22 protein-coding genes and 2 pseudogenes are annotated in these 23408 nt (G+C 68.2%); 11 read left to right on the top strand and 13 right to left on the bottom strand.

From position 1 onward, the window contains the following. Positions 1-117 precede the first annotated feature (117 nt). Positions 118-1359, top strand: a complete 1242-nt coding sequence (locus OG594_RS38895; protein ID WP_266607113.1) for an IS701 family transposase — start codon at positions 118-120, stop codon at positions 1357-1359. 10 nt (positions 1360-1369) lie between these two features. Here OG594_RS38895 and OG594_RS38890 read toward each other — a convergent pair whose 3' ends face one another. Together OG594_RS38890 and OG594_RS38885 are read right to left on the bottom strand one after the other, a co-directional pair. Further along, positions 1370-1621: a hypothetical protein gene (locus tag OG594_RS38890; RefSeq protein WP_266607112.1), complete on the bottom strand. Its 252-nt coding sequence runs from the start codon at positions 1619-1621 to the stop codon at positions 1370-1372. Positions 1622-2020: 399 nt separating this feature from the next. Next, entirely contained in the window at positions 2021-2539 is a 519-nt protein-coding gene (locus OG594_RS38885; RefSeq protein ID WP_266608788.1) for a DUF6119 family protein, read from the bottom strand. Between the two features lie 121 nt (positions 2540-2660). Between OG594_RS38885 and OG594_RS38880 the strand changes: the two genes are divergently transcribed. After that, entirely contained in the window at positions 2661-4073 is a 1413-nt protein-coding gene (locus OG594_RS38880) for an NF041680 family putative transposase (RefSeq protein WP_323185485.1), read from the top strand. Between the two features lie 130 nt (positions 4074-4203). Next, complete coding sequence (locus OG594_RS38875) at positions 4204-4752, top strand: hypothetical protein (RefSeq protein WP_266607111.1); 549 nt, start codon at positions 4204-4206, stop codon at positions 4750-4752. Here OG594_RS38875 and OG594_RS38870 read toward each other — a convergent pair. Together OG594_RS38870 and OG594_RS38865 are read right to left on the bottom strand one after the other, a co-directional pair. After that, positions 4700-5254, bottom strand: a complete 555-nt coding sequence (locus tag OG594_RS38870; RefSeq protein WP_266608787.1) for an IS5 family transposase — start codon at positions 5252-5254, stop codon at positions 4700-4702. The two genes, OG594_RS38875 and OG594_RS38870, sit on opposite strands and share 53 nt — an antisense overlap. Positions 5255-5290: 36 nt before the next feature. Continuing rightward, positions 5291-5494, bottom strand: coding sequence for a transposase (locus OG594_RS38865; protein WP_266607110.1), 204 nt, complete (start codon positions 5492-5494; stop codon positions 5291-5293). A gap of 527 nt (positions 5495-6021) precedes the next feature. On the opposite strand from OG594_RS38865, the gene OG594_RS38860 reads away from it, so the two are divergent. Both OG594_RS38860 and OG594_RS38855 read left to right on the top strand, forming a co-directional pair. Beyond that, positions 6022-8247: a multicopper oxidase family protein gene (locus OG594_RS38860; protein ID WP_266607109.1), complete on the top strand. Its 2226-nt coding sequence runs from the start codon at positions 6022-6024 to the stop codon at positions 8245-8247. 472 nt (positions 8248-8719) lie between these two features. After that, on the top strand, positions 8720-10096 hold the full coding sequence (locus tag OG594_RS38855) for an IS1380 family transposase (protein ID WP_266594891.1): 1377 nt from the start codon (positions 8720-8722) through the stop codon (positions 10094-10096). 288 nt (positions 10097-10384) lie between these two features. Here OG594_RS38855 and OG594_RS38850 read toward each other — a convergent pair whose 3' ends face one another. The 5 genes and pseudogenes from OG594_RS38850 to OG594_RS38830 form a co-directional block, all read right to left on the bottom strand. Beyond that, positions 10385-11797, bottom strand: a complete 1413-nt coding sequence (locus OG594_RS38850; RefSeq protein ID WP_323185485.1) for an NF041680 family putative transposase — start codon at positions 11795-11797, stop codon at positions 10385-10387. A 606-nt stretch (positions 11798-12403) separates the two neighbouring features. Beyond that, a pseudogene (locus tag OG594_RS38845) lies at positions 12404-12565 on the bottom strand (pirin family protein); the annotation flags it as partial. Between the two features lie 153 nt (positions 12566-12718). Next, a pseudogene (locus tag OG594_RS38840) lies at positions 12719-13953 on the bottom strand (serine hydrolase domain-containing protein). Then, on the bottom strand, positions 13953-14486 hold the full coding sequence (locus tag OG594_RS38835) for a DUF1048 domain-containing protein (protein WP_266607107.1): 534 nt from the start codon (positions 14484-14486) through the stop codon (positions 13953-13955). Before OG594_RS38835 ends, OG594_RS38840 begins: the two are co-directional and overlap by 1 nt. Before the next feature lie 2 nt (positions 14487-14488). Next, positions 14489-14806, bottom strand: coding sequence for a PadR family transcriptional regulator (locus OG594_RS38830; protein ID WP_266607106.1), 318 nt, complete (start codon positions 14804-14806; stop codon positions 14489-14491). Between OG594_RS38830 and OG594_RS38825 the strand changes: the two genes are divergently transcribed. Then, positions 14778-15191, top strand: coding sequence for a site-specific integrase (locus OG594_RS38825; protein ID WP_266607105.1), 414 nt, complete (start codon positions 14778-14780; stop codon positions 15189-15191). The genes OG594_RS38830 and OG594_RS38825 overlap by 29 nt on opposite strands. Positions 15192-15443: 252 nt before the next feature. Here OG594_RS38825 and OG594_RS38820 read toward each other — a convergent pair whose 3' ends face one another. After that, positions 15444-16076 carry a hypothetical protein gene (locus OG594_RS38820; protein ID WP_266607104.1) on the bottom strand — a complete coding sequence of 211 codons (633 nt, stop codon included), beginning with the start codon at positions 16074-16076 and terminating at the stop codon, positions 15444-15446. Positions 16077-16366: 290 nt separating this feature from the next. On the opposite strand from OG594_RS38820, the gene OG594_RS38815 reads away from it, so the two are divergent. Both OG594_RS38815 and OG594_RS38810 read left to right on the top strand, forming a co-directional pair. Continuing rightward, complete coding sequence (locus tag OG594_RS38815) at positions 16367-17248, top strand: oleate hydratase (protein ID WP_266607103.1); 882 nt, start codon at positions 16367-16369, stop codon at positions 17246-17248. A gap of 69 nt (positions 17249-17317) precedes the next feature. Then, positions 17318-18208, top strand: a complete 891-nt coding sequence (locus OG594_RS38810; RefSeq protein WP_266607102.1) for a universal stress protein — start codon at positions 17318-17320, stop codon at positions 18206-18208. A gap of 59 nt (positions 18209-18267) precedes the next feature. Here OG594_RS38810 and OG594_RS38805 read toward each other — a convergent pair whose 3' ends face one another. The 3 genes from OG594_RS38805 to OG594_RS38795 form a co-directional block, all read right to left on the bottom strand. Next, the gene (locus tag OG594_RS38805; RefSeq protein ID WP_266607101.1) at positions 18268-18543 is read right to left on the bottom strand and encodes a hypothetical protein; all 276 of its coding nucleotides are present in this window, start codon (positions 18541-18543) and stop codon (positions 18268-18270) included. Further along, complete coding sequence (locus OG594_RS38800) at positions 18540-19445, bottom strand: universal stress protein (protein ID WP_266607100.1); 906 nt, start codon at positions 19443-19445, stop codon at positions 18540-18542. The genes OG594_RS38805 and OG594_RS38800 overlap by 4 nt, the downstream gene beginning before the upstream one ends. A gap of 176 nt (positions 19446-19621) precedes the next feature. After that, complete coding sequence (locus OG594_RS38795; RefSeq protein WP_266607099.1) at positions 19622-20173, bottom strand: EF-hand domain-containing protein; 552 nt, start codon at positions 20171-20173, stop codon at positions 19622-19624. Between the two features lie 343 nt (positions 20174-20516). On the opposite strand from OG594_RS38795, the gene OG594_RS38790 reads away from it, so the two are divergent. The 3 genes from OG594_RS38790 to OG594_RS38780 all read left to right on the top strand — a co-directional run bounded on the left by OG594_RS38790 (position 20517) and on the right by OG594_RS38780 (position 23342). Then, positions 20517-22355, top strand: coding sequence for a ThiF family adenylyltransferase (locus OG594_RS38790; protein WP_266607098.1), 1839 nt, complete (start codon positions 20517-20519; stop codon positions 22353-22355). A 133-nt stretch (positions 22356-22488) separates the two neighbouring features. Continuing rightward, positions 22489-22755: an acyl carrier protein gene (locus tag OG594_RS38785; RefSeq protein ID WP_266607097.1), complete on the top strand. Its 267-nt coding sequence runs from the start codon at positions 22489-22491 to the stop codon at positions 22753-22755. Beyond that, positions 22752-23342, top strand: coding sequence for a 3-oxoacyl-ACP synthase III family protein (locus OG594_RS38780; RefSeq protein ID WP_266607096.1), 591 nt, complete (start codon positions 22752-22754; stop codon positions 23340-23342). The genes OG594_RS38785 and OG594_RS38780 overlap by 4 nt, the downstream gene beginning before the upstream one ends. Positions 23343-23408: the final 66 nt, after the last annotated feature.

The following is a 23408-nucleotide window of genomic DNA, read 5'->3' as shown; positions in this document are numbered from 1 at the left end:
TCCTCTGAGGGCAGCCACCGTTGATCATCGTGAGTTGTGTCGACAAACGAAGATCAGCCGGTGGCCGTGGGCCACAGCGTAAACCTTGCCCGGTGGCAATCTGTATTCGATGGCCTGATGGGCAAGGTGGCGGGCCGGTTCGCCCGGGTGGAACCGCGCCGCCGGGCGAGGGCGTTCGTGCTGGGGCTGCTCGCGGACCTGCCGAGGAAGAACTGCTGGACGATCGCCGAGCACGCCGGTAACGCCAGTCCGGCCGGCATGCAGCACTTTCTCAGCCGGGCCCGCTGGGATGCCGACGAAGTCCGCGACGACATACGGGACTTCGTAGTCGAGCACCTCGGCGACGGGGACGCCGTACTGGTTGTTGACGAGACCGGGGACCTGAAGAAGGGCACCGCGAGCGTCGGGGTCCAGCGCCAGTACACCGGAACCGCGGGCCGGATCGAGAACTCCCAGGTCGCCGTATACCTCGTCTACGCGAGTGCGGCCGGGCACGCCGCCATCGACCGCCGCCTCTACATCCCGCGCTCCTGGACCCAGGACCCCGATCGGTGCCGCGCGGCAGGCGTCCCCGACGACCTGACGTTCGCGACCAAGCCCGCACTGGCCACCGAGATGATCGCCCGAGCTCTTGATGCCGGCGTCCCCGCGACGTGGGTCACCGACGACGAGGTCTACGGCGGCGATCCGCACCTGAGCGCCGAGCTGGAGAGGCGTCAGATCGGTTACGTCCTGGCCGTCTCACGCAAGCGACCCATCGCCACCCGCGCGGGCGTCTTCAGGGCCGGCCAACTCGCCTACGGCCTGCCGAAGAAGGCCTGGCAGCGGCTCTCGGCGGGCACCGGCGCCAAGGGCCACCGCTTCTATGACTGGGCCCAGGTTGACATGGCCAGCCCGCCCGGCAGCCCCGGTCACCGCTGGCTGCTGGTGCGGCGCAACCGGCGCACCGGTGAACTCGCTTTCTACCGCTGCTACTCGGCCCACCCGGTTCCACTGAGCACCCTGGTCAAGGCGGCTGGACGCCGCTGGACGGTGGAGGAGACCTTCCAAGCCGCCAAGGGCCTGACCGGACTGGACGAGCACCAGGTCCGCAGCTGGGTCTCCTGGCACCGCTGGACCACCCTGGCCATGCTCGCGCACGCCTTCCTCGCCGTCACCGCCGCCATCGAACGGGCCACGACCACCGTGAACCCCGAGCTCAGCCCGCTGACCTGCAATGAGATCCGACGACTGTTCGCAGCCCTGCTTGCGCCGGCCCGCGACCTCGCTCACCGCCTGCGCTGGTCTGCATGGCGCCGCCCGCACCAAGCACGCTCGCGCACCAGCCACTACCAGCGACAAGCCGCCCAACAACCATGAAGATCACGATCTACAGCCGGAGTACTAGGCTGCCGGATTCATCGCTGCCGTCGGCATGTATTTCCAAATGCGCGCTGGCCGCGCCGCCGACCTGCGCCTGCTCCTGGCAACCGGGCTCGCCCCCTCCCGGCTGGTCGGCGCCCGCATGGCCACCGGTCTGGCCCTCGCGCTCCTGGCCGCAGCCTCCGCCCTGGTGGCCCTTCAGCTGCGCGCCGGCATCAGCGATCCGGCCGGTGGTAGCCGGGACGCTGATGTTCCCCATCAACGAAGGCGAAGGCCGCGTCGTCGGCGTGGTCTCCGAGGCGGACCTCCTGCCCAGGGAAGAGTTCCGCGAACACGCCCCGGCCTTAATGAAGCACCTCTTCCCCCCTATCCCACAAAGCGGTCAAGGTCACCGTGTTCAAGGGATCGCCACCTTGACCGGCCACGTGAATGACCGCGGCCTGATCCCCTGGCCGAACGCCTCATCCACTGCGTCGAGGGCGTCATCGAGGTCCACTGCCGACTGGACGCACCGGCGGCATGCACTCCGACCGATGTGTGGGGGCAAGGCGATGCCGTGCAGGGCCTGTACGAGCCAGAAGCGCTGCGACGGCATCAGCCACATCAGCCCGATCCGGCGCTGCCCCTTGCAGCGTCCACAGGGCACCAAGCGCTCAGGTCAGCGCCGGATGGCGATGACCTCGACGTCCGCGTTCATGGCGCGCAGCCTCCGGACCGCTTGTAGCAGTGAGACTTGGGCGAAGGCGAAGAGCGAGTCAACGGCGATGTCCTCGCCGTCCTTCAGCAGGATGCCGAAGACCACGCGGAGCGTGCCGAAGTCTTCGATGAGGCGGTGGGCTGGGCTTTGGGCGGCCACCTGCTGGAGGAACTTCGCTCGCACTTCCAGATCGCTCCGCAAGGTCTCCACGGCGATCACGCCTTGGGCGAAGAGGTGGTTGAGGGGGGCGGTACTGAAGGTGGCCTTCTTGACGCAGATCAGCTGACTGTCAGGGCCCAGGACGTCGCAGATCTCCAGCCCCCCACCCTTGAATTTGCTGGTGTGGACATTCTTCTTGTCGAAGAGGAGGTATCCGTCTTGTTCTGCTGCCCGATGGTTGAACCAGTCCTCGTCGTGGGAATCTTGGCCGTCTGAGTTGAGCTTTGTGTTTAACCTCGCCGGGTCACCTGACCTGCTGATCTTGGCTTCTTCCTGAGACAGCAGGACGGCCGTTCTTCACGCTTCGAGGTGTCGAGCAACGTCGCGTGAAGGAACGGCCGCTGTGAAGAGTCTGGCTTCTGCAGGTCCCGCTGACGCCGCGCTGAGCGTGCTGTCCCACTTTCGTGTCGAGTTCTACGACTGCCTCTACAAGCGGGCGGATGCGCTTTTCGAGCTCACCGACGCGGTGCTGTGCGCCGATGGTCCGGTGACGTCGCTGGCCGAGCTCACGCTGACGGCCGAGCACCGGCGCGGGCACGGGGCGATGTACGACGCGGTCAACCACGGCTGGCTGGAACCGCGCCGCCTGCGCAGGCTCCTTGCCTCTACACCGCTGCCGCGGGCCGCCGACGGGCGGATCGTCCTCGCGGTGGATGTGAGCAACTGGCTGCGTCCCGACGCTCCGACCAGCCCGGACCTGCTGTTCTGCCATGTCTACGGGCGGGGCCGCAGTGCCGACCAGATGATCCCCGGCTGGCCCTACTCCTTCGTCGCCGCGCTGGAGACCGGGCGGACATCGTGGACCGCCGTGCTGGACGCGATCCGGCTGGGACCCGCCGACGACGCCACGGCGGTGACCGCCGCCCAGCTCCGCAACGTCTTCACCCGGCTCCTGCGGGCCGGCCAGTGGAAGCCTGGTGACCAGGACATTCTCATCGTCATGGACTCCGGCTACGACGTCACCCGCCTCGCCTACGTCCTGGCGGATCTTCCCGTCGAGCTGGTCGGCCGTCTGCGTTCGGACCGGGTGATGCTCCGTGACGCCGGCCCGCGCCGTTCCACTCCGCGCGGCGGGCAGCCCCGCAAGCACGGTGGTGTCCTCACCTTCGCCAAGCCCGAGTCCTGGCACACCCCCGACCAGGCCACTACGTGCGGCACCACCCGCTACGGCACGGCCGAGGCCCTCGCCTGGAACGGGATGCACCCGCGTCTGACGGCGCGCGGCCCGTGGCTCGATCACTGCGATGAACTCCCTTTGATCCACGGCACGTTGATCCGGCTGAAGGTCGAGCATCTGCCCGGCGACCGCGACCCGAAACCGGTCTGGCTGTGGTCCTCCAAGACCGGGATGACCGGCGCGGACGTCGACCTGCGCTGGCAGGCATTCCTGCGCAGATTCGACCTGGAACACACCTTCCGGCTCTTCAAGCAGACCCTCGGCTGGACCGTCCCCAAGGTCCGGGATCCCCACACCGCCGACCTGTGGACCTGGCTGATCATCGCCGCCCACACCCAACTCCGCCTCGCCCGCCCCCTCGCCGAGGACCTCCGCCGCCCCTGGGAACGTCCCGCCGAGCCACGACGGCTCACCCCCGCCCGGGTCCGCCGCGGGTTCCGCCACCTCCGCGCGAAGACCGCCCGTCCCACCGGCGCGCCACAACCCTCCGGTCCCGGTCCCGGACGCCCACCCGGCTCCAGAAACCGCAGGCCAGCACCACGCTACGAACCCGGGAAGACCGTAAAACGAGCCGAAACCCTCACCGAACACGTCCGCCTGAAACAGCAGCGAGGTTAAACACCAAGTTGAGAAGCCGTATCTCAACCGAACATGATCGTTGAGTCTTCGCTGGTCAGGAATGGTTCCGGTGGGATGATGAGGGAGAGATCCCGCGTCCTGTTTCCGTCTAATCGTCGAGGTGCGCGCGGTGGCGTCGATTCTGGGTTTGCTGGAGGAGCGCGAGGCGGCTGCTCGTGTGCGGGCCGAAGAGCTTCGGGAGGCTGCGGCGTTGGCGGCTGCGGCGCTGGAGGCCGCCGAGGTTGAGCTGGAGCGGCGGGTGATCGCGCGTGAGGAACTCGTTGATGCCCTGGCCGTGTCCGCGGCCGAGACCGCCGTCATCACGGAGGACGGAGAGGAGAAGGTCGCGCCGCACGAGCCCGGCCCTGAGCCCGTGGCCGCGTCGGTGCCGGGAGCCGTGGTACCTGCGTGGCGGGAGGGGCTGTCGGTGTCGGTCCTCTCGCCGGACAATCAGCGGATCTTGAATGTGCTCCAGGACCGGCCGGGCCCGGAGCCGGTGCGGGCCAAGGACATCGCGGAGGCGCTGGGGATCGATACGACGATGCCGGCGAAGGTCGAAGGAGTGCGCTCGAAGGCGCAACGCCTGGGCGAGCGTGGCTGGCTGCTCCTGGAGGCATCGGGGATGTTCAGTGCCGGACGGCGGCTCGTGGCCGGGCCAGCCGGCGCCCCATCCGCGTGATCATCGAGAACAGGATCATCGCCTCGCTGGTCGCGGGCAGGGTCTCGTAGTCCCTGGCCAGACGCCTCGAATGCATCAACCAGCTCAGCGTCCTCTCCACCACCCACCGTCGCGGTAGCACCACGAACCCCTCCATGTCGTCGGCACGTTTGACGATCTCGAGGGTGAGCGCGAGCTTCTCGCGGCACCAGTCGATCAGGCCGCCGGTGTAGCCGCTGTCGGCCCAGACCAGGGTGATGTCCCGGTGCCGGTTCCGCAGCCGGGCCAGCAAGGGGAGGGCTGCCTCGCGGTCGCCAATGTTCGCGGCGGTCACCGCGACGACCAGGATCAGACCGAGACAATCTGTGATCACGTGGCGCTTCCGCCCGTTGACCCGTTTGCCTCCGTCGTAGCCGCGTGAGGCGGCGGGCACCGAGGCGGCCGCCTTCACTGACTGCGCGTCGATGATCCCCGCGCTAGGTTCCGCCTCGCGACCTTCCCGCTTTCGAACGTTCTCCCGCAGCCGGTCGTGGAACTCGGCGATCAGCTCGTTCTCGCGTCAGCGGCGGAAGAAGGCATAGACCCGGGCCCAGGCGGGGAAGTCCACCGGCATCGACCGCCAGGAGATCCCGCCCGCGACGAGGTAGCGGATCGCGTCCAGCATCTGACGGTGGCAGTAGCCCTCGGGCTGCCCGCCCCGACCCTCCAGCCAGGCCGGGACCGGCAACAGCGGGCGCACGGCCGCCCACTCCGCGTCCGTCATATCCGAGGGATACCGCCGTACCCGCTCCGGATACTCAGCCGCGTTCCCGTACACATGCGCGAGACAATCGCACGACACCGCTGACGAGTTGAACTGGGCAGGCGCGGGCGAGTACAACAACGACAACAGGGCCTCCCGGAAGTTCTCGGATCGGTTCGCACCCCCGAGCTACCAAGAGGCCCTGCCTTCACGCACCGGGCCCCATAGATCACCCGACCGGGAAGTCCGTTCGACCCCCTCGTTCCAAGATCGGTTGGGATACGACTTCGAACCAGCGGGCATCTGGTCCGGGTTCCTGGCTGGAGTGGTGGCCGGCTCCAGGGTGCGACCGGTGCGCCGTAGGCGGTGACCCAGCGCCCTCGCGCCAGGCACGCCGCTGGCGTTCCACCGACCGCACACTCACCCGCAATTCATTCGCGATCAGCGCGGTCTTCTCACCCGCCGCGAACAGCCCACCGGCCTTCAGCCGGATCCCTCACGAAACGCCCGGCGCTCAGCAGTCGCGCCCCCCGTCCTCCGGATCCCGCATGCCACTGGCATTCAGCGATCACAATCCGTCATTAACCTATGCCAGGTCCGAAAATCGCGGCAGCGGATTCGGGCCGTCACCGCGCCGACTACAGCCCGCACACCGCCCGGTACCGCCGGTCCGCCGACACGCCAGGCGTCGTCCCATTACTCACTGTGCGCAACCCATAACATCTGGTGCGGAAATGATCCGCGCCCTCGGGCTGCAGAAGGCGAGAGAAATGATCGCGCGAAGAGACGTGCTCGTAGCCGGAGCCGCTGGCGGGGCGTCACTGGTTCTTCCAGGACCCGGTGGAGCCGTGGCACTCCCGAAGGGGACCGGGGCAGCCCCAGGGGCCGGGGCTGTCGGCAAGTTCCCGGTCCCCACCCTGGACCCCACGACCATTCCGAAGTACGTCACCAACCTGGTGATCCCGCCGGTGATGCCGAAGGCCCGCCACTCGGAGCGGCACGGCATCGACACGTACGTCATCGGCGTCCGGCAGTTCAGCCAGCAGGTACTGCCTCCCACCCTGCCGTCCACCACCCTGTGGGGATACGGCTCGCTCGGGGACAACAGCACGTTCAACTACCCATCGTTCACCATCGAGGCCAAGACCGACCGGCCTGTCCGGGTCACCTGGGTGAACGATCTCGTCGACAGCCAGGGCCGTTTCCTCCCGCACCTGCTCGCGGTCGACCCCACCCTGCACTGGGCGAATCCGCCGGGCGGAAACGCCGGGCGCGATTCCCGGCCGACCTTCACATCGACGCCGGGTCCGTATACCGGCCCGGTGCCGATCGTCACGCACCTGCACGGTGGGCATTCCACCGAGGAGAGCGACGGCTACACCGAAGCGTGGTACCTGCCGCGCGCGAACAACATTCCTCCTGGATTCGCCACCGTGGGCTCGTTCTACGACGAGTTCCGGGAGAAGTTCGACGATGCGCACGGCCTGAAGTGGGCCCCGGGTACCGCGACCTTCCAGTACGCCAACGACCAGCGGGCATCGACCCTCTGGTTCCACGATCACACCCTGGGTCTGACCCGGCTCAACGTCTACGCCGGGCCCGCCGGGTTCTACCTGCTGCGCGGCGGCGAGTGCGACCTGCCCAAGGGGGCCCTGCCCGGACCGGCGCCCGCCTTCGGCGATGCGCCGGGCACGCGGTACCACGAGATTCCCCTGGCCGTCCAGGACCGCTCGTTCAACTCGGACGGCTCGCTGTTCTACCCCACGAGCCGGGAATTCTTCGACGGGTTCGCGGGTCCGTACATTCCCACCACCGACGTGTCCCCCATCTGGAACCCCGAGTTCTTCGCCAACACCATGGTGGTCAACGGCCGGACATGGCCCAAGCTCGAAGTCGAACCGCGTCGCTACAGGCTGCGCTTCCTCAACGGATGCAATGCCCGGTTCCTGATCCTGAAGATCGCGGACAGTCCGACCGCCCGGCCGGCTCAGTCGGCCGTACCGTTCTGGCAGATCGGCAACGAAGGCGGGTTCCTGCCCGCACCGGTGCGGCTGGAGCGGTTGCTGTTGGCCAACGCGGAGCGGGCCGACGTCATCGTCGACTTCACCGGGATCCCAGAAGGCACCGAGCTGTACCTCATCAACGAGGGCGCGGACGAACCCTTCGGCCGGGGCGAACCAGGCGTGGCCTTCCCCGTGGCAGATCCGGCCACCACTGGGCAGGTGATGAAATTCGTGGTCGGCCCGCTGGTGAGCAAGGACACCAGCGTCCCGCCGGACCGGCTCAGGCTGCCCAGGATCAGGCCACTCGGCTCGGCGAGCGTGACCCGTCGGCTCTCTCTCACCGAGGCGAATTCCAGCAGCCCCCTGGTGCCACCGGGAACACCTGTCCAGAACTTGCTCGGGACGCTCGACGCGGCCGGCAATCCGGTGGCACTCGCCTGGGCCGACCCGGTCACGGAGAACCCAAGGCTGAACGCGACCGAAACATGGGAGCTGCACAACTTCACTGTGGACGCCCACCCAATCCACATCCACGAGGTGGCGTTCGAGGTGGTGGACCGGCAACCGTTCAACGGGTCACCCATTCCGCCGGAGAGCTGGGAACGCGGCTTCAAAGACACCGTGATCGCCTATCCAGGAGAAATCACCCGGGTGAAGGCCCGGTTCGACCACCCTGGCCGCTTCGTCTGGCACTGCCACATCGTCGAGCACGAGGACAACGAGATGATGCGGCCATACCAAATCGGAGGCAGGCGTAAGCAGGACCACTGACGGGTCAGCGTCCGTGGTCGCCCACAGCAGTCAGGCCACCACGGACGCGGTCTACCGCAAACAGCTCCGGCCCGTGCTCGCGAAGGGGCCGAATCATCGGCCGGTGGCAGTGGCCCTCGGCTTACCGCCCTTGCCCTCCAGCAGGCTGGCACCGGCAGCTGCGACCGCACCGCCGCCCATTCCGCGTCCGTCATGTCGGACGGGTACACCCGCTGCCAGTCGGCTGGTCCGCCGCTCTCCCGTACACATGGGCGAGGCAATCGCACGACACGGCTAGCAAGTTGAACGACACAGCCAGGAGCGCGTGCAACTGTGACAACAGGGTCTCCTGGGCACTCGGTTGGACTTAACCTCGCGCTTTCATGAAGCGGGCTGTCCGACGGGTGGTCAGGTAAGCGAGAAGTGCCTCTGACCAGCAAGAATGAGGATTGTCGAGGTCCTTGTTCCTGCCACCGCCGGAGGCACTTCCCAGGTGAAGAAGCGTATCGGGTCCTACCCACGCGTCCGCATCGAGGGCGGTGGCCGTGGGGTGGTGTCACAGGCCGGGGCCGTGCTGCTGGTCGAGACGGTCCGCAAGGCCGGGCTGGACCAGGCGATATCGGCGGCGCTCGCGCCGTGGCGACGGCCGCGGGCGGTGCACGATCCGGGCAAGATCCTGCTGGACGTGGCCCTCGCGGTCGCGCTGGGCGGGGACTGCCTCGCGGATGTCGGGACGCTGCGGGCCGAGCCCGGCGTGTTCGGGCCGGTGGCCTCCGACCCGACGGTCTCCCGGCTCGTCGACGCCCTCGCCGCAGCCGGGCCGAAGGCCCTGTCCGCTATAAGGGCCGCTCGGGCCGAAGCGCGTGAGCGCGTCTGGAAGCTGGCCGGCGCTGCGGCGCCGGATGCCGCGGGGCAGGTGATCGTGGACCTGGACGGGGTGCTCGTGCTGGCCCACTCCGAGAAGCAGGACGCCACCGCGACCTGGAAGAAGACCTTCGGACACCACCCCCTGATGGGCTTCGTCGATCACGGAAGCGGCGGGAGCGGTGAGCCGGTCGCCAGCCTGCTCAGACCGGGCAACGCAGGCAGTAACACCGCCGCCGACCACATCACCACGGCTGGGCTCGCCTTGGCGCAACTGCCGAAGAAGTACCGGCGCGGACGCCGGACGCTGATCCGTACCGACTCCGGCGGCGGCACCCACGAGTTCGTCGCCTGGCTCGCCCAGCGCGGACGGTGGCTGTCGTACTCGGTCGGCATGACCCTCACCGAACAGATCCACCAGGCCGTACTCAAGGTCCCCGCCCCGGCCTGGACGGCAGCGATCGAGCCCGGCGGCGAGATCCGGGACGGGGCCTGGGTCGCCGAGATCACCGGCGACTGCCTCAAGGGCTGGCCGAAGGGAATGCGGCTGATCGTCCGCAAGGAACGGCCCCATCCCGGCGCCCAGTTGCGCATCACCGACGCTGACGGACTGCGGCTGACCTGCTTCGCCACCAACACCACCGACATGCCGATCGCGGCACTGGAGCTGCGGCACCGCCAGCGAGCGCGAGCCGAGGACCGCATTCGGGCCGCGCGGGCCACCGGCCTGCGCAACCTGCCCCTGCACGACACCGCACAGAACCAGATCTGGCTGGAGATCGTCCAGCTCGCCCTGGACCTGCTGGCCTGGATGCCGATGCTCGCTCTGACCGGCGAAATCCGCAGGTGGGAGCCCCGCCGTCTCCGGTTCCGCCTTCTCTCCGCCGCCGCCCAGATCGTCACGACCGCCCGCCGCCGGCACCTGAGGTTCGCACGCCACTGGCCCTGGACCGACGTGATCACCGACGCGCTGGCGCGGCTCGAAGCTCTCCCAAACCCCGACTGACCAGCACGTTCCCGTCCCTGCGAGCAGCATCACCCCGACCGGAGCCGTGGAATCCGGCGCCCACCCGACGCGACAGCCGGGCCATCAGCGTGCCCGCCACCGACCCGAACAACCGAAACGGCCCGCCGAAGAAGCCGACGGACCGTCACGAAAGATCGAGGTTAACACCTCCGAGCTACCAAGAGGCCCTGCTCTCATGCGCCGACCATCCCGAGATCACCCGATCAGGAAACCCGTTCGATCACCACACTCGATGATCGGTATGAATACGGCTTCTCAACTTGGTGTTTAACCTCGCTGCTGTTTCAGGCGGACGTGTTCGGTGAGGGTTTCGGCTCGTTTTACGGTCTTCCCGGGTTCGTAGCGTGGTGCTGGCCTGCGGTTTCTGGAGCCGGGTGGGCGTCCGGGACCGGGACCGGAGGGTTGTGGCGCGCCGGTGGGACGGGCGGTCTTCGCGCGGAGGTGGCGGAACCCGCGGCGGACCCGGGCGGGGGTGAGCCGTCGTGGCTCGGCGGGACGTTCCCAGGGGCGGCGGAGGTCCTCGGCGAGGGGGCGGGCGAGGCGGAGTTGGGTGTGGGCGGCGATGATCAGCCAGGTCCACAGGTCGGCGGTGTGGGGATCCCGGACCTTGGGGACGGTCCAGCCGAGGGTCTGCTTGAAGAGCCGGAAGGTGTGTTCCAGGTCGAATCTGCGCAGGAATGCCTGCCAGCGCAGGTCGACGTCCGCGCCGGTCATCCCGGTCTTGGAGGACCACAGCCAGACCGGTTTCGGGTCGCGGTCGCCGGGCAGATGCTCGACCTTCAGCCGGATCAACGTGCCGTGGATCAAAGGGAGTTCATCGCAGTGATCGAGCCACGGGCCGCGCGCCGTCAGACGCGGGTGCATCCCGTTCCAGGCGAGGGCCTCGGCCGTGCCGTAGCGGGTGGTGCCGCACGTAGTGGCCTGGTCGGGGGTGTGCCAGGACTCGGGCTTGGCGAAGGTGAGGACACCACCGTGCTTGCGGGGCTGCCCGCCGCGCGGAGTGGAACGGCGCGGGCCGGCGTCACGGAGCATCACCCGGTCCGAACGCAGACGGCCGACCAGCTCGACGGGAAGATCCGCCAGGACGTAGGCGAGGCGGGTGACGTCGTAGCCGGAGTCCATGACGATGAGAATGTCCTGGTCACCAGGCTTCCACTGGCCGGCCCGCAGGAGCCGGGTGAAGACGTTGCGGAGCTGGGCGGCGGTCACCGCCGTGGCGTCGTCGGCGGGTCCCAGCCGGATCGCGTCCAGCACGGCGGTCCACGATGTCCGCCCGGTCTCCAGCGCGGCGACGAAGGAGTAGGGCCAGCCGGGGATCATCTGGTCGGCACTGCGGCCCCGCCCGTAGACATGGCAGAACAGCAGGTCCGGGCTGGTCGGAGCGTCGGGACGCAGCCAGTTGCTCACATCCACCGCGAGGACGATCCGCCCGTCGGCGGCCCGCGGCAGCGGTGTAGAGGCAAGGAGCCTGCGCAGGCGGCGCGGTTCCAGCCAGCCGTGGTTGACCGCGTCGTACATCGCCCCGTGCCCGCGCCGGTGCTCGGCCGTCAGCGTGAGCTCGGCCAGCGACGTCACCGGACCATCGGCGCACAGCACCGCGTCGGTGAGCTCGAAAAGCGCATCCGCCCGCTTGTAGAGGCAGTCGTAGAACTCGACACGAAAGTGGGACAGCACGCTCAGCGCGGCGTCAGCGGGACCTGCAGAAGCCAGACTCTTCACAGCGGCCGTTCCTTCACGCGACGTTGCTCGACACCTCGAAGCGTGAAGAACGGCCGTCCTGCTGTCTCAGGAAGAAGCCAAGATCAGCAGGTCAGGTGACCCGGCGAGGTTAAACACAAAGCTGAGCGGGCCCTTCGTCCAGCGGGGCAGCGTGACGGTCCGCTGAGACTGCACGGCGGACGCCGCTGCGACGACCGCTGCAGGTGTTGTCCGCTTCCTACAAGCGGTGGCACCCCGGCGATCAGACTCTCGGTCCGGCCCTTGCGAAGCGCAGTGGGCAACCCGACCGGCACGCAGCCGGGAACAACTTCCAGGCAAGCGCCGATCGCCGACGAGGTCGATTCGACGTCTCCACCTGCCCGAACCCTCACCTGACGCAGCGTCAGAAAAGTCAGCATTGGGTCAGCATTCGTAGACACACGCCCACCCACGGACGCCCACAGAGGGGGAAGGCCCCGCACCATCGAAGGGCAAGCGCGAGGCGCGATCGGAAGCACCGAGCCTTCAACAACCGGAAGGGCGCACAACCCGCGCCCAGCGGGACCGCCTCTCTCCAGTTATCGCAGGTCAGCGCACTCGGCCGCGGGCTTTGAGGTGGGTCGGGGGCAGGTCAGGAGCCGGAAGCGGAAGGCCGTCATACCCCTTCACCTCGCCGAATCTCGTCCCATGCATCCAGTCCTCGCGGGCCTGTGCGATATCCTCTTGGGACCGTCCGATCCAGTTCCAGAACCATTGGATCGCACAACATTTTCGCAGGTCAGAGCGTTGCGAGTCCCTTAAAATCAGCATTAGTCGGCATCAGGGCCCCCGCCAGTGACGCGATCGGGGGAATTCGCCCCTCCCGCACCTTGACCCGAGTGACCCATGTCTCCACTTTCACCGTCAGTCATCGATTGCTTGGTAGAGGGTGGTCCAGAAGTCCTGCATGGCCCGCGCCGAGTCCGGTGTGGACATCCCGGTCTGGGTGAGCAGAATGCCGACGAACTGGTTGTGGGGGTCGGCGTACGTCGTGGTGCCGGCTCCACCGTCCCAGCCGTACTGGCCGATGGGCGCGTAGTCGCCCCGGTAGGTGCGCACCGTCATCCCGAAACCCCAGCCTCCGGTCTGACCCTGACCGTGTGACAGATGGACGATGCTGCGGGCCCATGCCTGCAGGGCGGCCTGCTGCTCGGTCGTGAGGCGGTTGGTGGTCATCAGCTCGACGGCGGGCCGGGACAGGATCCGCTCGGTGCCGTGCATCCCGTGGCTGAGCAGCATCCGGAAGTAGGAGTGGTAGTCGTCGACGGTGGAGTCGAGTCCGCCGCCGCCCGACTGGAACGCCAGAGGCTTGCTGTGGTGCCCTCCCTCGGCCGGGTCCTCCACGGTGAACTCCCCGATCTGCGGGTCGGGGGCGTACAGGGGCGGCAGCCGGTCGATCTTGTCGGCGGGTACGTGGACGCCGGTGTCCTTCATGCCCAGCGGATCGAAGATGCACTCTCGCAGGAACGCTTCGAACGACTGGCCGGTGACCCTGGCCACCAGCACGCCGAGCACGTCGTCACTGACGTTGTACAGCCACCGCTCCCCGGGCTGGTACATGAGCGGAAGCGTACCGAGGCGGCGCATCCACTCGTCCGGCTCCACCGCGGGCAACATCCATCCGTTCTCGCCGTAAACCTTCCGCTCGAAGTACGCGGTCATCATCGGGGAGCCCGTCGCCGTCATGTCCAGCCCGAGCCCGCGGGTGGAGGAGAGCAGGTCCCGTACGGTGATCGGACGCCGGGCCGGCACGGTGTCGTCCAGCGGACTGTCGGGCCGCTTGAGCACCCACCTGTCGGCCAGTTCCGGCAGCCATTGGTCTATCGATTCGTCAAGCCGCAGTCGGCACTTGTCCAGCAGCACCATGGTCGCGGCGACCGCGACGGGTTTGGTCGTCGAGGCCATCCGGAAGATGCTGTCCCCGCGCATCGGCGCTCCCCCGTCATGGCGCATCGTCCCGATCGCCTCGACATGGGCTCCCCGCCCCGGCCGACCAGCGCGACGAGTCCGGGGATCTTCCTGGACTCGACATGCGCTTCCAGCACCTCGCGCAGGCGGCGCAGACCTGCTTCGGACAGTCCGTTGCTGCCGTTTCCCATCATGAATCTCCTTGTACGCAGTGGTCAGTTGCGACGGTGCCGCGGGCATGCGGCGAGAGACGGCCGGCGGGGCATGACCCCGCCGGCCGCGCTGTGCAGAGAGGCGATGAATGCAGTGCTCGGCCCCTGGGCAGTGCGTTGTGTTGAGGTGCGATCAGACCGTCTTGTCGTTCGGGTCCGGTCTGGGCACCGGCGGCGCGCTCGATGTCGTCGGTCAGCTGCTTCCGTGCGCGGGCGGGGACGTAGCCGCCCTCGGTGTAGTTCTGAGCGAACGCCTCGGCGAACTCCGCCGGGTCCTCCCCGACGATCTCGCGGATCGGGGTTCCGTCCACCGCCGCCTGCTCGAACAGGTCAGCGAGGTCTTCGAAGGTCGAGGCGTTGCTGTGCACGAAGTGCATCCGGTACCGCTCGATCGCCTCGACCACCGTGCGGTAGTTCTCGGGAAGCTCCTTGACGCGGGACTTGTACGCCCTCCAGCGCTTCTTGGGCCCGGTCATCTTCGCTATGAAGCCGGTCTTTTCGCCATCGGACATGGTCACTCGTCTCCCCGTTCGCGGAGCTGGTCCAATCGTTCCGCGAGGAAGCTCCATGTCCTCCAGAACTCTTCGAGGTACTCCCGCCCTTGAGCGTTGAGGAAGTGCACCTTGCGGGGCGGCTCCTTCTTGGAGGGGGCCTTCTCCACGTCGACGAGACCGCGCTTCTCCATCCTGATGAGCAGCGCGCAGACGGTTCCTTCGGCGATGTCCGAGAAGCCCTGCTCCCGCAGCCGTGCCGTGATCTCGTAGCCGTACAGGGACGCGAGGATGATGCCCTCGAGCGTGCCCTTGAGCATCTCCGTCCGCAGCTTAGCCACTGAACCCCTCTCCCCCTGTGACGTCCGCCTGCCGGCCCTCGTCCGGGAGACGATCGAGTGGTACGCCGACAAGCACGGCACGGTCGACGGTTACCTCCTCCGCCACCCCATGGACCCGACCAAGCCATACCTGGCGTACTACCTCCAGAACCAGTGGCAGCGCATCAAGCACGCCGACGAGGTCGACGTCCCGGACGGCATGGTGTTCTACAGCCTCCGCCACTTCTTCGCCTCGAACTGCCTCAGCAACGGCATCCCCATCACCGATGTCGCCGAATGGATGGGCCACAAGAGCCTCGACATCACCTTCAAGATCTACCGCCACCTCATACCCGGCTCCATCGGCAAAGCCGCCAAGATCCTCGACGTCGGTTTGGCCGCGTGATGCCTTCGTAGGTCAAGCGCTCCACATGGGGTGCCATCGAGAACAGGTTGGCGACCGACCAACGACACGAGCGACCGCTCCCGGAAGATGACGGATGCATCCGTGGGTCACACGGTAGGCCAGGCGGGGTGCGCCAGGCAGACAGGTCGGCCGCGACGAGGCTCCGGGCAGCACCGACGGTGCCGTCCGACTCAGTACAGGCGGTCCGGGGCCGCCACTGCCGCGGCGGCCCCGGACCGTCCTCCGGCGTCGTCAAACGAGCCAGCGCTTGCCGCGGACAAGGGGCAGGCTCTGCCAGAGGCTGCCCAGACCCCAGGTGCGTCCGGCTCCGATCGCCGCGAGGGTCACCAGGACCGCCGCGTACAGGACGTGATAGTCCACCAACGGATTCGTGGACATGCTGAGGCTGCCGTCCGATAGGTGCCTGGCAGGGGGCCACTCGGCGGCCCACATGAGCGCCATCATCGTGGTGCCCGCAGCAGCCGCGACGCGTAGGGCGACGCCGCTAGCCAAGGCGATACCGATGCCGAGCAGTCCCAGCATGAAGGTCCAGTCGGCCCAGGCCGCCCCGGCCCAGGAGTGGAACGTCGCCTCCAGCGGCCCGGCGGAGACGTGGCTCAGGAAACCCTTGGTCGGAGACCCGCCATCGATCCATCCTTTGCCCGCCGGGGTCGCGTATCCCCAGCCGAACGTCTTGTCGCCGAAAGCCCAGAGGAACGTGAACGCGGTCAGCAGCCGGGTCGCTGCCGCGACGCGCGCGACGGTCAGAGGCGTGGTGAGTTCATCAGCCGCGGTACCGGGCGCTGTGGCCGAGGTGGCCTTGCGCCACCGGGCGAAGCGCATTCCCGGCTGACGGTGCTGGCGCTGGTGCTGGTGGAGAGCCATGTCGTAGGAACCTTTCCTCATGGGCAGGCCCTGTGCGTGCCCCCAGGGCCAATGTCCCCGCACGGAGGGCGCGGGCCATGAGGGCGAACGGGCTACGCCGCGCCGCCAATGGTCCCTCAGAGCCGCGCGGTTCACCGTCGATCTCGGAAGCAGGGGCAGAGTGCCGGGGGCCGGAAGGTTCGCTCTCGCCGCTGTGAGGGCCCTGTTGGCCGAGAGAGGGCCGACAGGCCCCTGTGAGCCCGCTGCACCCTTCCGGAGTCCGTATCGAGCACGGAATCCGAGTCACCGACGTGGAGTTCGCCGTCGGCGAGGCCGGCGAGCGCCGGGCCGAGCGCATCCTCTTCGAACGGGACGGCACAGCGGGATCGTACGGAATCGGGCCGCGGGACTACGCGTTCATCACCATCGGCTCCATGACCGCGGACGCCCGCTACGGAGGCGACGACACCGTCCCCGAGCTGGTCCGCGACAAGCGCGACGGGGCCTGGAACCTGTGGGAGACGCTGGCCCGCAAGGCTCCGGACTTCGGTCGGCCCGGGGCCTTCAACGGCAACGTCGACGAGGCCAAGTGGGAGTCGTTCACCTTGACGATGCGCAGTCCGGCGCTGCTCAAGCGGATCGAGGAGTTCTCCGGCAATGCCCCTGGCACCGGGGCGCTGATGACGTTCAAGGACTCTCGCTGGCTGATGTCGGTGGTCGTGCCCCACCAGCCGCACTTCGCCGGCCAGCCCGAGGACGTCTTCACCCTTTGGGGGTACGGGCTGTTCGTGGACGAACCGGGCGAGTTGACCGGCAAGAAGATGTCGGAGGCCACGGGACAGGAGATCCTCGTCGAACTGCTCGGGCACCTCGGCTTCGACGACATCGCCGACGAGGTGTGCGCCACCACTGCCGTCACGACCGTGATGATGCCTTACATCACCAGCCAGTTCGAGCGCCGTGACATCCACGACCGGCCGCTGGTGGTCCCCTCAGGGTCGACAAACTTCGCCTTCCTCGGCCAGTTCACCGAGATCCCCGAGGACGTCGTCTTCACCGTCGAGTACTCCGTCCGCGGGGCGATGCACGCGGTGTACGAACTGCTGGGCGTCGACAAGGAGGTTCCGGCCGTCTACCACGCGCTGTCCGACCCGTTGACGGCGCTGCGGGCCCTCAAGGCCGTCTTCGCCTGAGCTGTGGCTCGCCTCTCCCAACAGCACGGCTCGCCGTTTCAGACCGGAGGTCCTTCCGTGTTCCACCCCGTGCCAACCTCTCCACCCGAACTCGGGGTCCGCCGGTCCCGGGCGATCACCGTCGGGCTCGACGGATCTCGCGAGAGCCTGGCCTCCGTCGCCTGGGCCGCGGACGAAGCGCGCCGACGCGGTCTCGCCCTTCGCCTCCTGCATGTGTGGGGCCTGGAACCGGACGTCCATTCACCGCTCATCGGCTCTCGCACCCGGCAGGAGCCGTACGACGCGGACCCGCGCTCCACGGCCGAGCGGATACGGCGCACGCATCCGGGCCTGGACGTGGTCGCGCAGGAGCTGTGCGGCGAGCCGGCCACCGTTCTGTGCGGGGCCGCCGAGGAGTCCGAGCTGTTGGTGCTCGGTTCCCGCGGTCTGGGCGGGGTCGCCGGGTTCGTGTCCGGTTCGGTGGCCCTGTCCGTGGTCGCCCGTACCCGGCATCCTGTCGTCCTGGTTCCGGGCCGCGCTCCGATCCCGAACGGCGGCATCGTCCTCGGCCTGGACCTCTCGCACCCGTGCGACGAAGTTCTGGACCACGCCTTCTCCCGGGCCCACCGGCTCGGTGTACCCCTGCGAGTCGTACACAGCCCGCATACCCAGCGAGGGCTCGGCAGCGATGCGGCGCTGACCGCTTCGGCCATGGCGCCCGAAGCTGCGGACGCGAGGACCGCACGAGACCTGACGCAGGCGATCGAGCAGTGGCGGCATGCGTACCCCGGCCTGCGCGTCACAGGGGAGATCCGCCCCGGCCACCCCGCGCGAAGGTTGGTGGAGGCTTCCCACACGGCCGGCCTCCTCGTCATGGGGCGCCGCAACCGCCAATCCCGGCTCGGTCCCCACACCGGAGGTGTGACCCGTGCGGTCCTGCACCACTGCCGGACGCCGGTGGCCGTCATCCCCCACGACTGACCATTCACAGCGCTCCGCACCGCCGTTGCCCACCGGCCGGGCTCGGCGTCTGCCTGGCGCTACTGCGTTCCGCCTGTGTCTCGTTCTTCACGGCGGACGTCTTCCTCGCCCCACCGTTCCGCCTCTGAGGGGCACTGGCCGGTAGTGGCACTTCGGCTCTCGGTGGCAGGGGGCAGATCTTGTTGAGGGGCTGTGGTGAGGACGAGGCGAAGCCCCAGCCCGCGCTTCTCAGCCTCGGCTGCCGCCCGAGCCAGGCTCGCGTACCAGTTTTCCGCCGGGTCGATGCGGACGAGAATCTCGCCGGCTTCGGTGGTGGCCATCTCGGTGGTCGTCATGACGCCTCGTTTTTGGGCTCGTCGGCGTGCCGCGGGATCAGTTCGACGGGGCAGTGCGCATGGTGCAGCAGGCTGTGCGTCACGCGCCCCAGGGTGCGCCCGAGGTAGCCGGGCGAACGGCGCCCACCCATGACCAGCAGATCGGCATGGCGGGAGGCCTCCACCAGCACCCCGGCGACGGACACACTCCTCTCCGCGTCCGCCTGGACCGTCAGCGAGGGGCACTCGGCCCGGATCTGCTCGGCTACGACCTTCAAGCTCTGCCCACGGTGGCCGGCGACCCCGTTCTGGCCATCGGCTGCTCCCGCCGCGGAGACGACGGACTGCAGGACGCCCTGTACGTACAGCAGCCGAAGCGAGGCCTTGCGCAGCTCGGCTTCACGCGCGGCGTGACGGACGCAATCGAGATCGCGCTCGTCGCGCACGGCGGCCAGCACGACACCGTTCACGGCCTCCTGCTCGCTCCCCCGCACGACGATCACGGGGGTACGAGCGTCCGCAGCGACCTTGAGGCCGACCGAGCCCAGGGTCAAGGAGCTGAATCCGCCCGGTCCTCGGTTGCCGACGACGAGGGTCCCGCGGTCGCTCGCGGCCCGGCACAGGCTCATCGCAGGCCCGCTACGGCTGAACTCCGTCGTGACCGAGAGCGCGGGATGCCGGGCCTGCACGGCCTCGGCCGTAACGTCCAGCAGTTCACGCCCTGCGACACGGACCCGTTCCATGTCGTCGTCCGAAAGCTCGAGGACCCGGCCGTCGACGTCGGACCCGTACACGATGTGCAGGGGGCGACGGCGCCGCGCAGCCTCGTCCGAAGCCCAGAGCGCCGCCCACCGGGCAGGCTCGGACCCATCGACACCGACGATGACCGATCCGAGGTCCGGACCTCTGCTGTTGCTTTCCATAGCTCCTCCTGGCCGACCGCTATTGGGGGCAGCTCCACGCTGACACCCCAGCGCCGGACAGAAGAGGGGCCCTAGGTACCTCGTCGGGGCCGAAGGTCCCCGCCCAGGTTTCTCGGTCAGCCCTTTTGGAGGCAGTCTCGGTTGTTCAGGATCGAGGGTGGAGGTGCGAGAGCCGGTCAGAACGGTCCGTAGAGCCAGTTGCCCGGGGCGTTCGGGTCGTCGCTGGTGAAGAACTCCACGACGGCGGCGTCAATTTCGGCCGGATCCAGTGTCCCGTCCCCGTCACGATCCAGGCGGTGGAACGCCTCCTTCATCTGCTGCGCGGGCACCCCGCCGATCGCCTGACTGAGCAGCAGGTACTCGTCCAGCCCGATCAGTCCGTCGTCGTCCACGTCAGTGAGAGCGAGCCAAGCCGAAGCCCCCGCGTGCAGGGTCTCCAGCAGGGTGACAGGACTGGCGGCGACCGAGCGTCGGATCCCCCGCTCGAAGGCCTCGGGGTCGAGGCGGCCGCCCCCGAGGTCGACGTGTGCCAGGTGGTCTTCCCACAGCCGGTGCAGGACGTCACGGAGCGTGTGGATCCGGTCCGGCCGGCCCGGGAACACCTCGGCCATCCGGTCGGCGACAGCGGTCAGGTCATCCGCCCCGAGAAGGCCGTCTCGATCGGCGTCGAGCAGCGCGAACATGTAGTGCATCTTGCGGGTCAGTACCGGGGTGGCGGTGTCGGGCATGAGAGCTCCTCCGGGTAGCGGTGCACGTCAATGCGGTCGCGGCCCATCCTTGGCGGGACCGATCGCCGGAAGCCTCGGCGGTCACCCGTCCGGACGCGGAGAACAGGCGTCCAGACGCCACCCGTTCGATGACGACTCGGGCCGCGCCGCGACCTGGGCCCGCCCGGCGCCAACTTCGGGCCGTTACCGACCGTCACGGCGATGGAGGCGCAACCGATCAACGGCGCACTCGTTGTGATCTCGGGCGCGCAGGGCGTGCGCCCCCGGAGCACAGTTGAGCATCTAGCGCTAGCCGAAGTGGGTTACCGGTTGTGAAGAGCATTCCCATGACTACAGGCGTTCCGTGGCACGTATCCGCGTTCCGCGTCGAAACCGGCGAGTCGGGCGAAGCGGAGCTGGTCGGGCGGATCGCGAGCTGAGGGCGAAAATCCTGTTCGACCGTGGCCGCCGGCCCGACTTCCGAACTCCGGACGGCGGCTACGCCGACGATCAGGATCTGGACTTCGGCGCCTGGCACTTCGTCGGGAGGCGCGAGGCGGGAGGGCCACCGTTGGGATACGTGCGGCTTTCGACGCCGGAGACGGGCGGCCTTTTTCAGACCCGGGCTCATTTGGGTGCCGATCGCTATGAGGATGTGCTCCGGGAGCACGGCCTCGGTGTTGCGGAAACGTTTGAGCACAGCCGTCTGGCAGTGGAGCACCAAGCGCGCAAGCTGGGTCTGGGGATCTACTTGAACGCCTTCGCCATGGGTGCCGCGCGTTTCCTGGGAGCCAAGGCGATGATCGGTACCTCGGGCACCGCAGATGGCCAGGACCGTTTCCACGAGCGATTCGGCTTCCGTCCGGTCCCAGGAACGCGCCGCTACGTCGGGCACTACACCGAAGACGTGGTGATCATGCTGTACCGCCCCGGGTTCTCGGCAGGCGAGTTCACCGGGCTCGTCGAGCAGTTGGAGGAAGCGTTTCCCACTTCGGTCATCCCGGCACAACATGCCGGGCTGGGTGTTGCATCGCAGGCCGGGCACACGCCGCTGAACCCGTTGCGCCTGTACCCCACCCGCCTCATGGCCGCAGCCGGGAGCGCTGCCCCGCATTCGAGCGTGTGCTGGCAGCCTGTGCTCTTCACCCTGGATCGCGAGCAGGACCGGATCGGCCTGCAAAGCCTGATCGATTCGGGGCAGGTCCGCGAAGTGATGGACACGATCACGGATCAGCTGACAGAGCTGGTCACCAGCCGTGAGCCGCGTCTGCGTTCCTCGCCGGACGCGGTGGAGCGCGCCGTGGCGGAACAACTGGCCGACGCCAGTCCGCAGGAGTACGGGACGTGGGTCTGGTACCCGTGGTCGGGACGCCTGGTGCACCTGTTGCCCCGCGAGGAGTTCCGCCTCGTGCGCACCGACCGCAACCGCGGACGGATCGACCGCGCCCAGCAGCGTCGGCTGCTGGGACGCCGCGTGGGCGTCATCGGTCTTTCTGTCGGGAGCAGCGCCGCCCTGACCTTCGCGATGGAGGGCATCGGCGGATCGTTCAAGCTGGCCGACTTCGACTCCCTCAGCGTCTCGAACCTCAACCGGTTGCGTGCGGGTGTCCACCATCTTGGTCTGAACAAGTGCGTGCTCGCAGCCCGGCAGATGTTGGAGATCGCCCCCTGGCTGGACATCGAGCTCTACCAGGGTGGTCTGACCGATGCCACCATGGAGGAGTTCTTCACCGGCGGCGCGGGCCCCATCGACCTTCTCGTCGAAGAGTGCGACACCCCCTACGTGAAGATCGCCGCCCGCGAGCACGCCCGGGCGCTGGGCATCCCGGTCGTCATGGACGCAAACGATCGGGGCTTGCTGGACGTGGAACGGTTCGACCTCGAACCCGACCGGCCCCTGCTGCACGGCCTTCTCGGCGAGACGACCTCCAGCGACCTGAGGGACCTCACCCACGAGGAAATGGTCGACGTCATCCTCACCATGGTCGACCGGGAGCGCATCAGCCCGGAGCTGACAGCTTCCGTCTCCCAGATCGGCATCACCCTCAGCAGCTGGCCGCAACTCGCCTCGGGAGTAGCTCTGGGCGGCGCCCTCACCGCCGACGCCGCGCGCCGCATCCTGCTAGGCCAGCCCCGCCCGTCGGGGCGTTTCTACACCGACCTGGAGATCCTCACCGCGGGCGACCGGAGCACCGTCGCATGACACGCGCCCCGAGGATCACTGCAAGCGCGCACGCCGAGCGATGACACCCTGCCGGCACACGCTGCCGCGCCAGGCGCCTGACCGGCGCCACCATCGATAGTCCTTTCCTCGCAGTCCACCGAGATGGAAGTCCATGATGCCTACAGCTGCTGACGTTCTGTACCGGGTCACGGCCATTATTGCCGCCGTCGCCGATTGCCCGGTCGATGAGATCTCCTCGGAATCCCGACTTGTTGAAGATCTCGACCTTGACTCGCTTGAGGTAGTGGAGATCGCAGTCCGAGCCGAGGAGGAATTCGGCAGGCCCATCGACGACTCACTGCTGGCCGAGCAGGGTGTGACCGTGTCCCACTGTGCGCACGTGGTGCAGAAGGCGCACGCCAAGGAGGTCCGGACGTGAGCGGCCAGGCGCCGTCCATCGCGTTCGGAATCCAGGGGCTGGGTGTGCACATCCCGGAGCGCCGAGTCAGCAATGCGGACATCGCCGACCAGTACGGGGTGGACCCGGAGTGGATCGAGCGCATGACCGGTGTCCGGCAGCGGCAGTATGCGGAGCCCGGCCAGGCCACGTCCGACCTCGCAGTCTCCGCTGCCGAACACGCCCTCGCCGATGCTCACCTGTCACCCCGGGACATCGATATCATCCTGGTGGCAACGAGCACACCGGATCAGCTCGCGGTCGCCACAGCCTGTCGGGTACAGCACCGTCTCGGCGCAGACCGAGCCTGGGCCACCGATGTCGGCGGAGCATGCGCGGGGTTCCTCTACGCCTTGAAGACGGCGCGCGACATCCTCGCCGCATCCCACCCCGATGGACGCGCGCTGGTCGTCGGAGCCGAGACGTTCGGCAACACGGGCGCGGCCTCGATCCCCATGGCACTCCACGTGGCACGGGAGCAAGGCCGCCTCCACCCGGAGAGCACCGTTCTGCACGCCGCTGTCGGCGCCGGAATGAGCTGGGCCGGAACCGTACAACGCTGGTTGTGACGCGTCCCAAGGCGGAACAGGAGCCCGCGCGCGGACAAGGCCGACGCTGTCTCGTGTGGAGCGCAT

The sequence above is a fragment of the Streptomyces sp. NBC_01214 genome, assembly GCF_026340975.1.
Lineage (GTDB): Bacteria > Actinomycetota > Actinomycetes > Streptomycetales > Streptomycetaceae > Streptomyces.
Note: the sequence above shows the minus strand (reverse complement) of the source record. Positions and strands in the feature narration are given on the sequence as shown.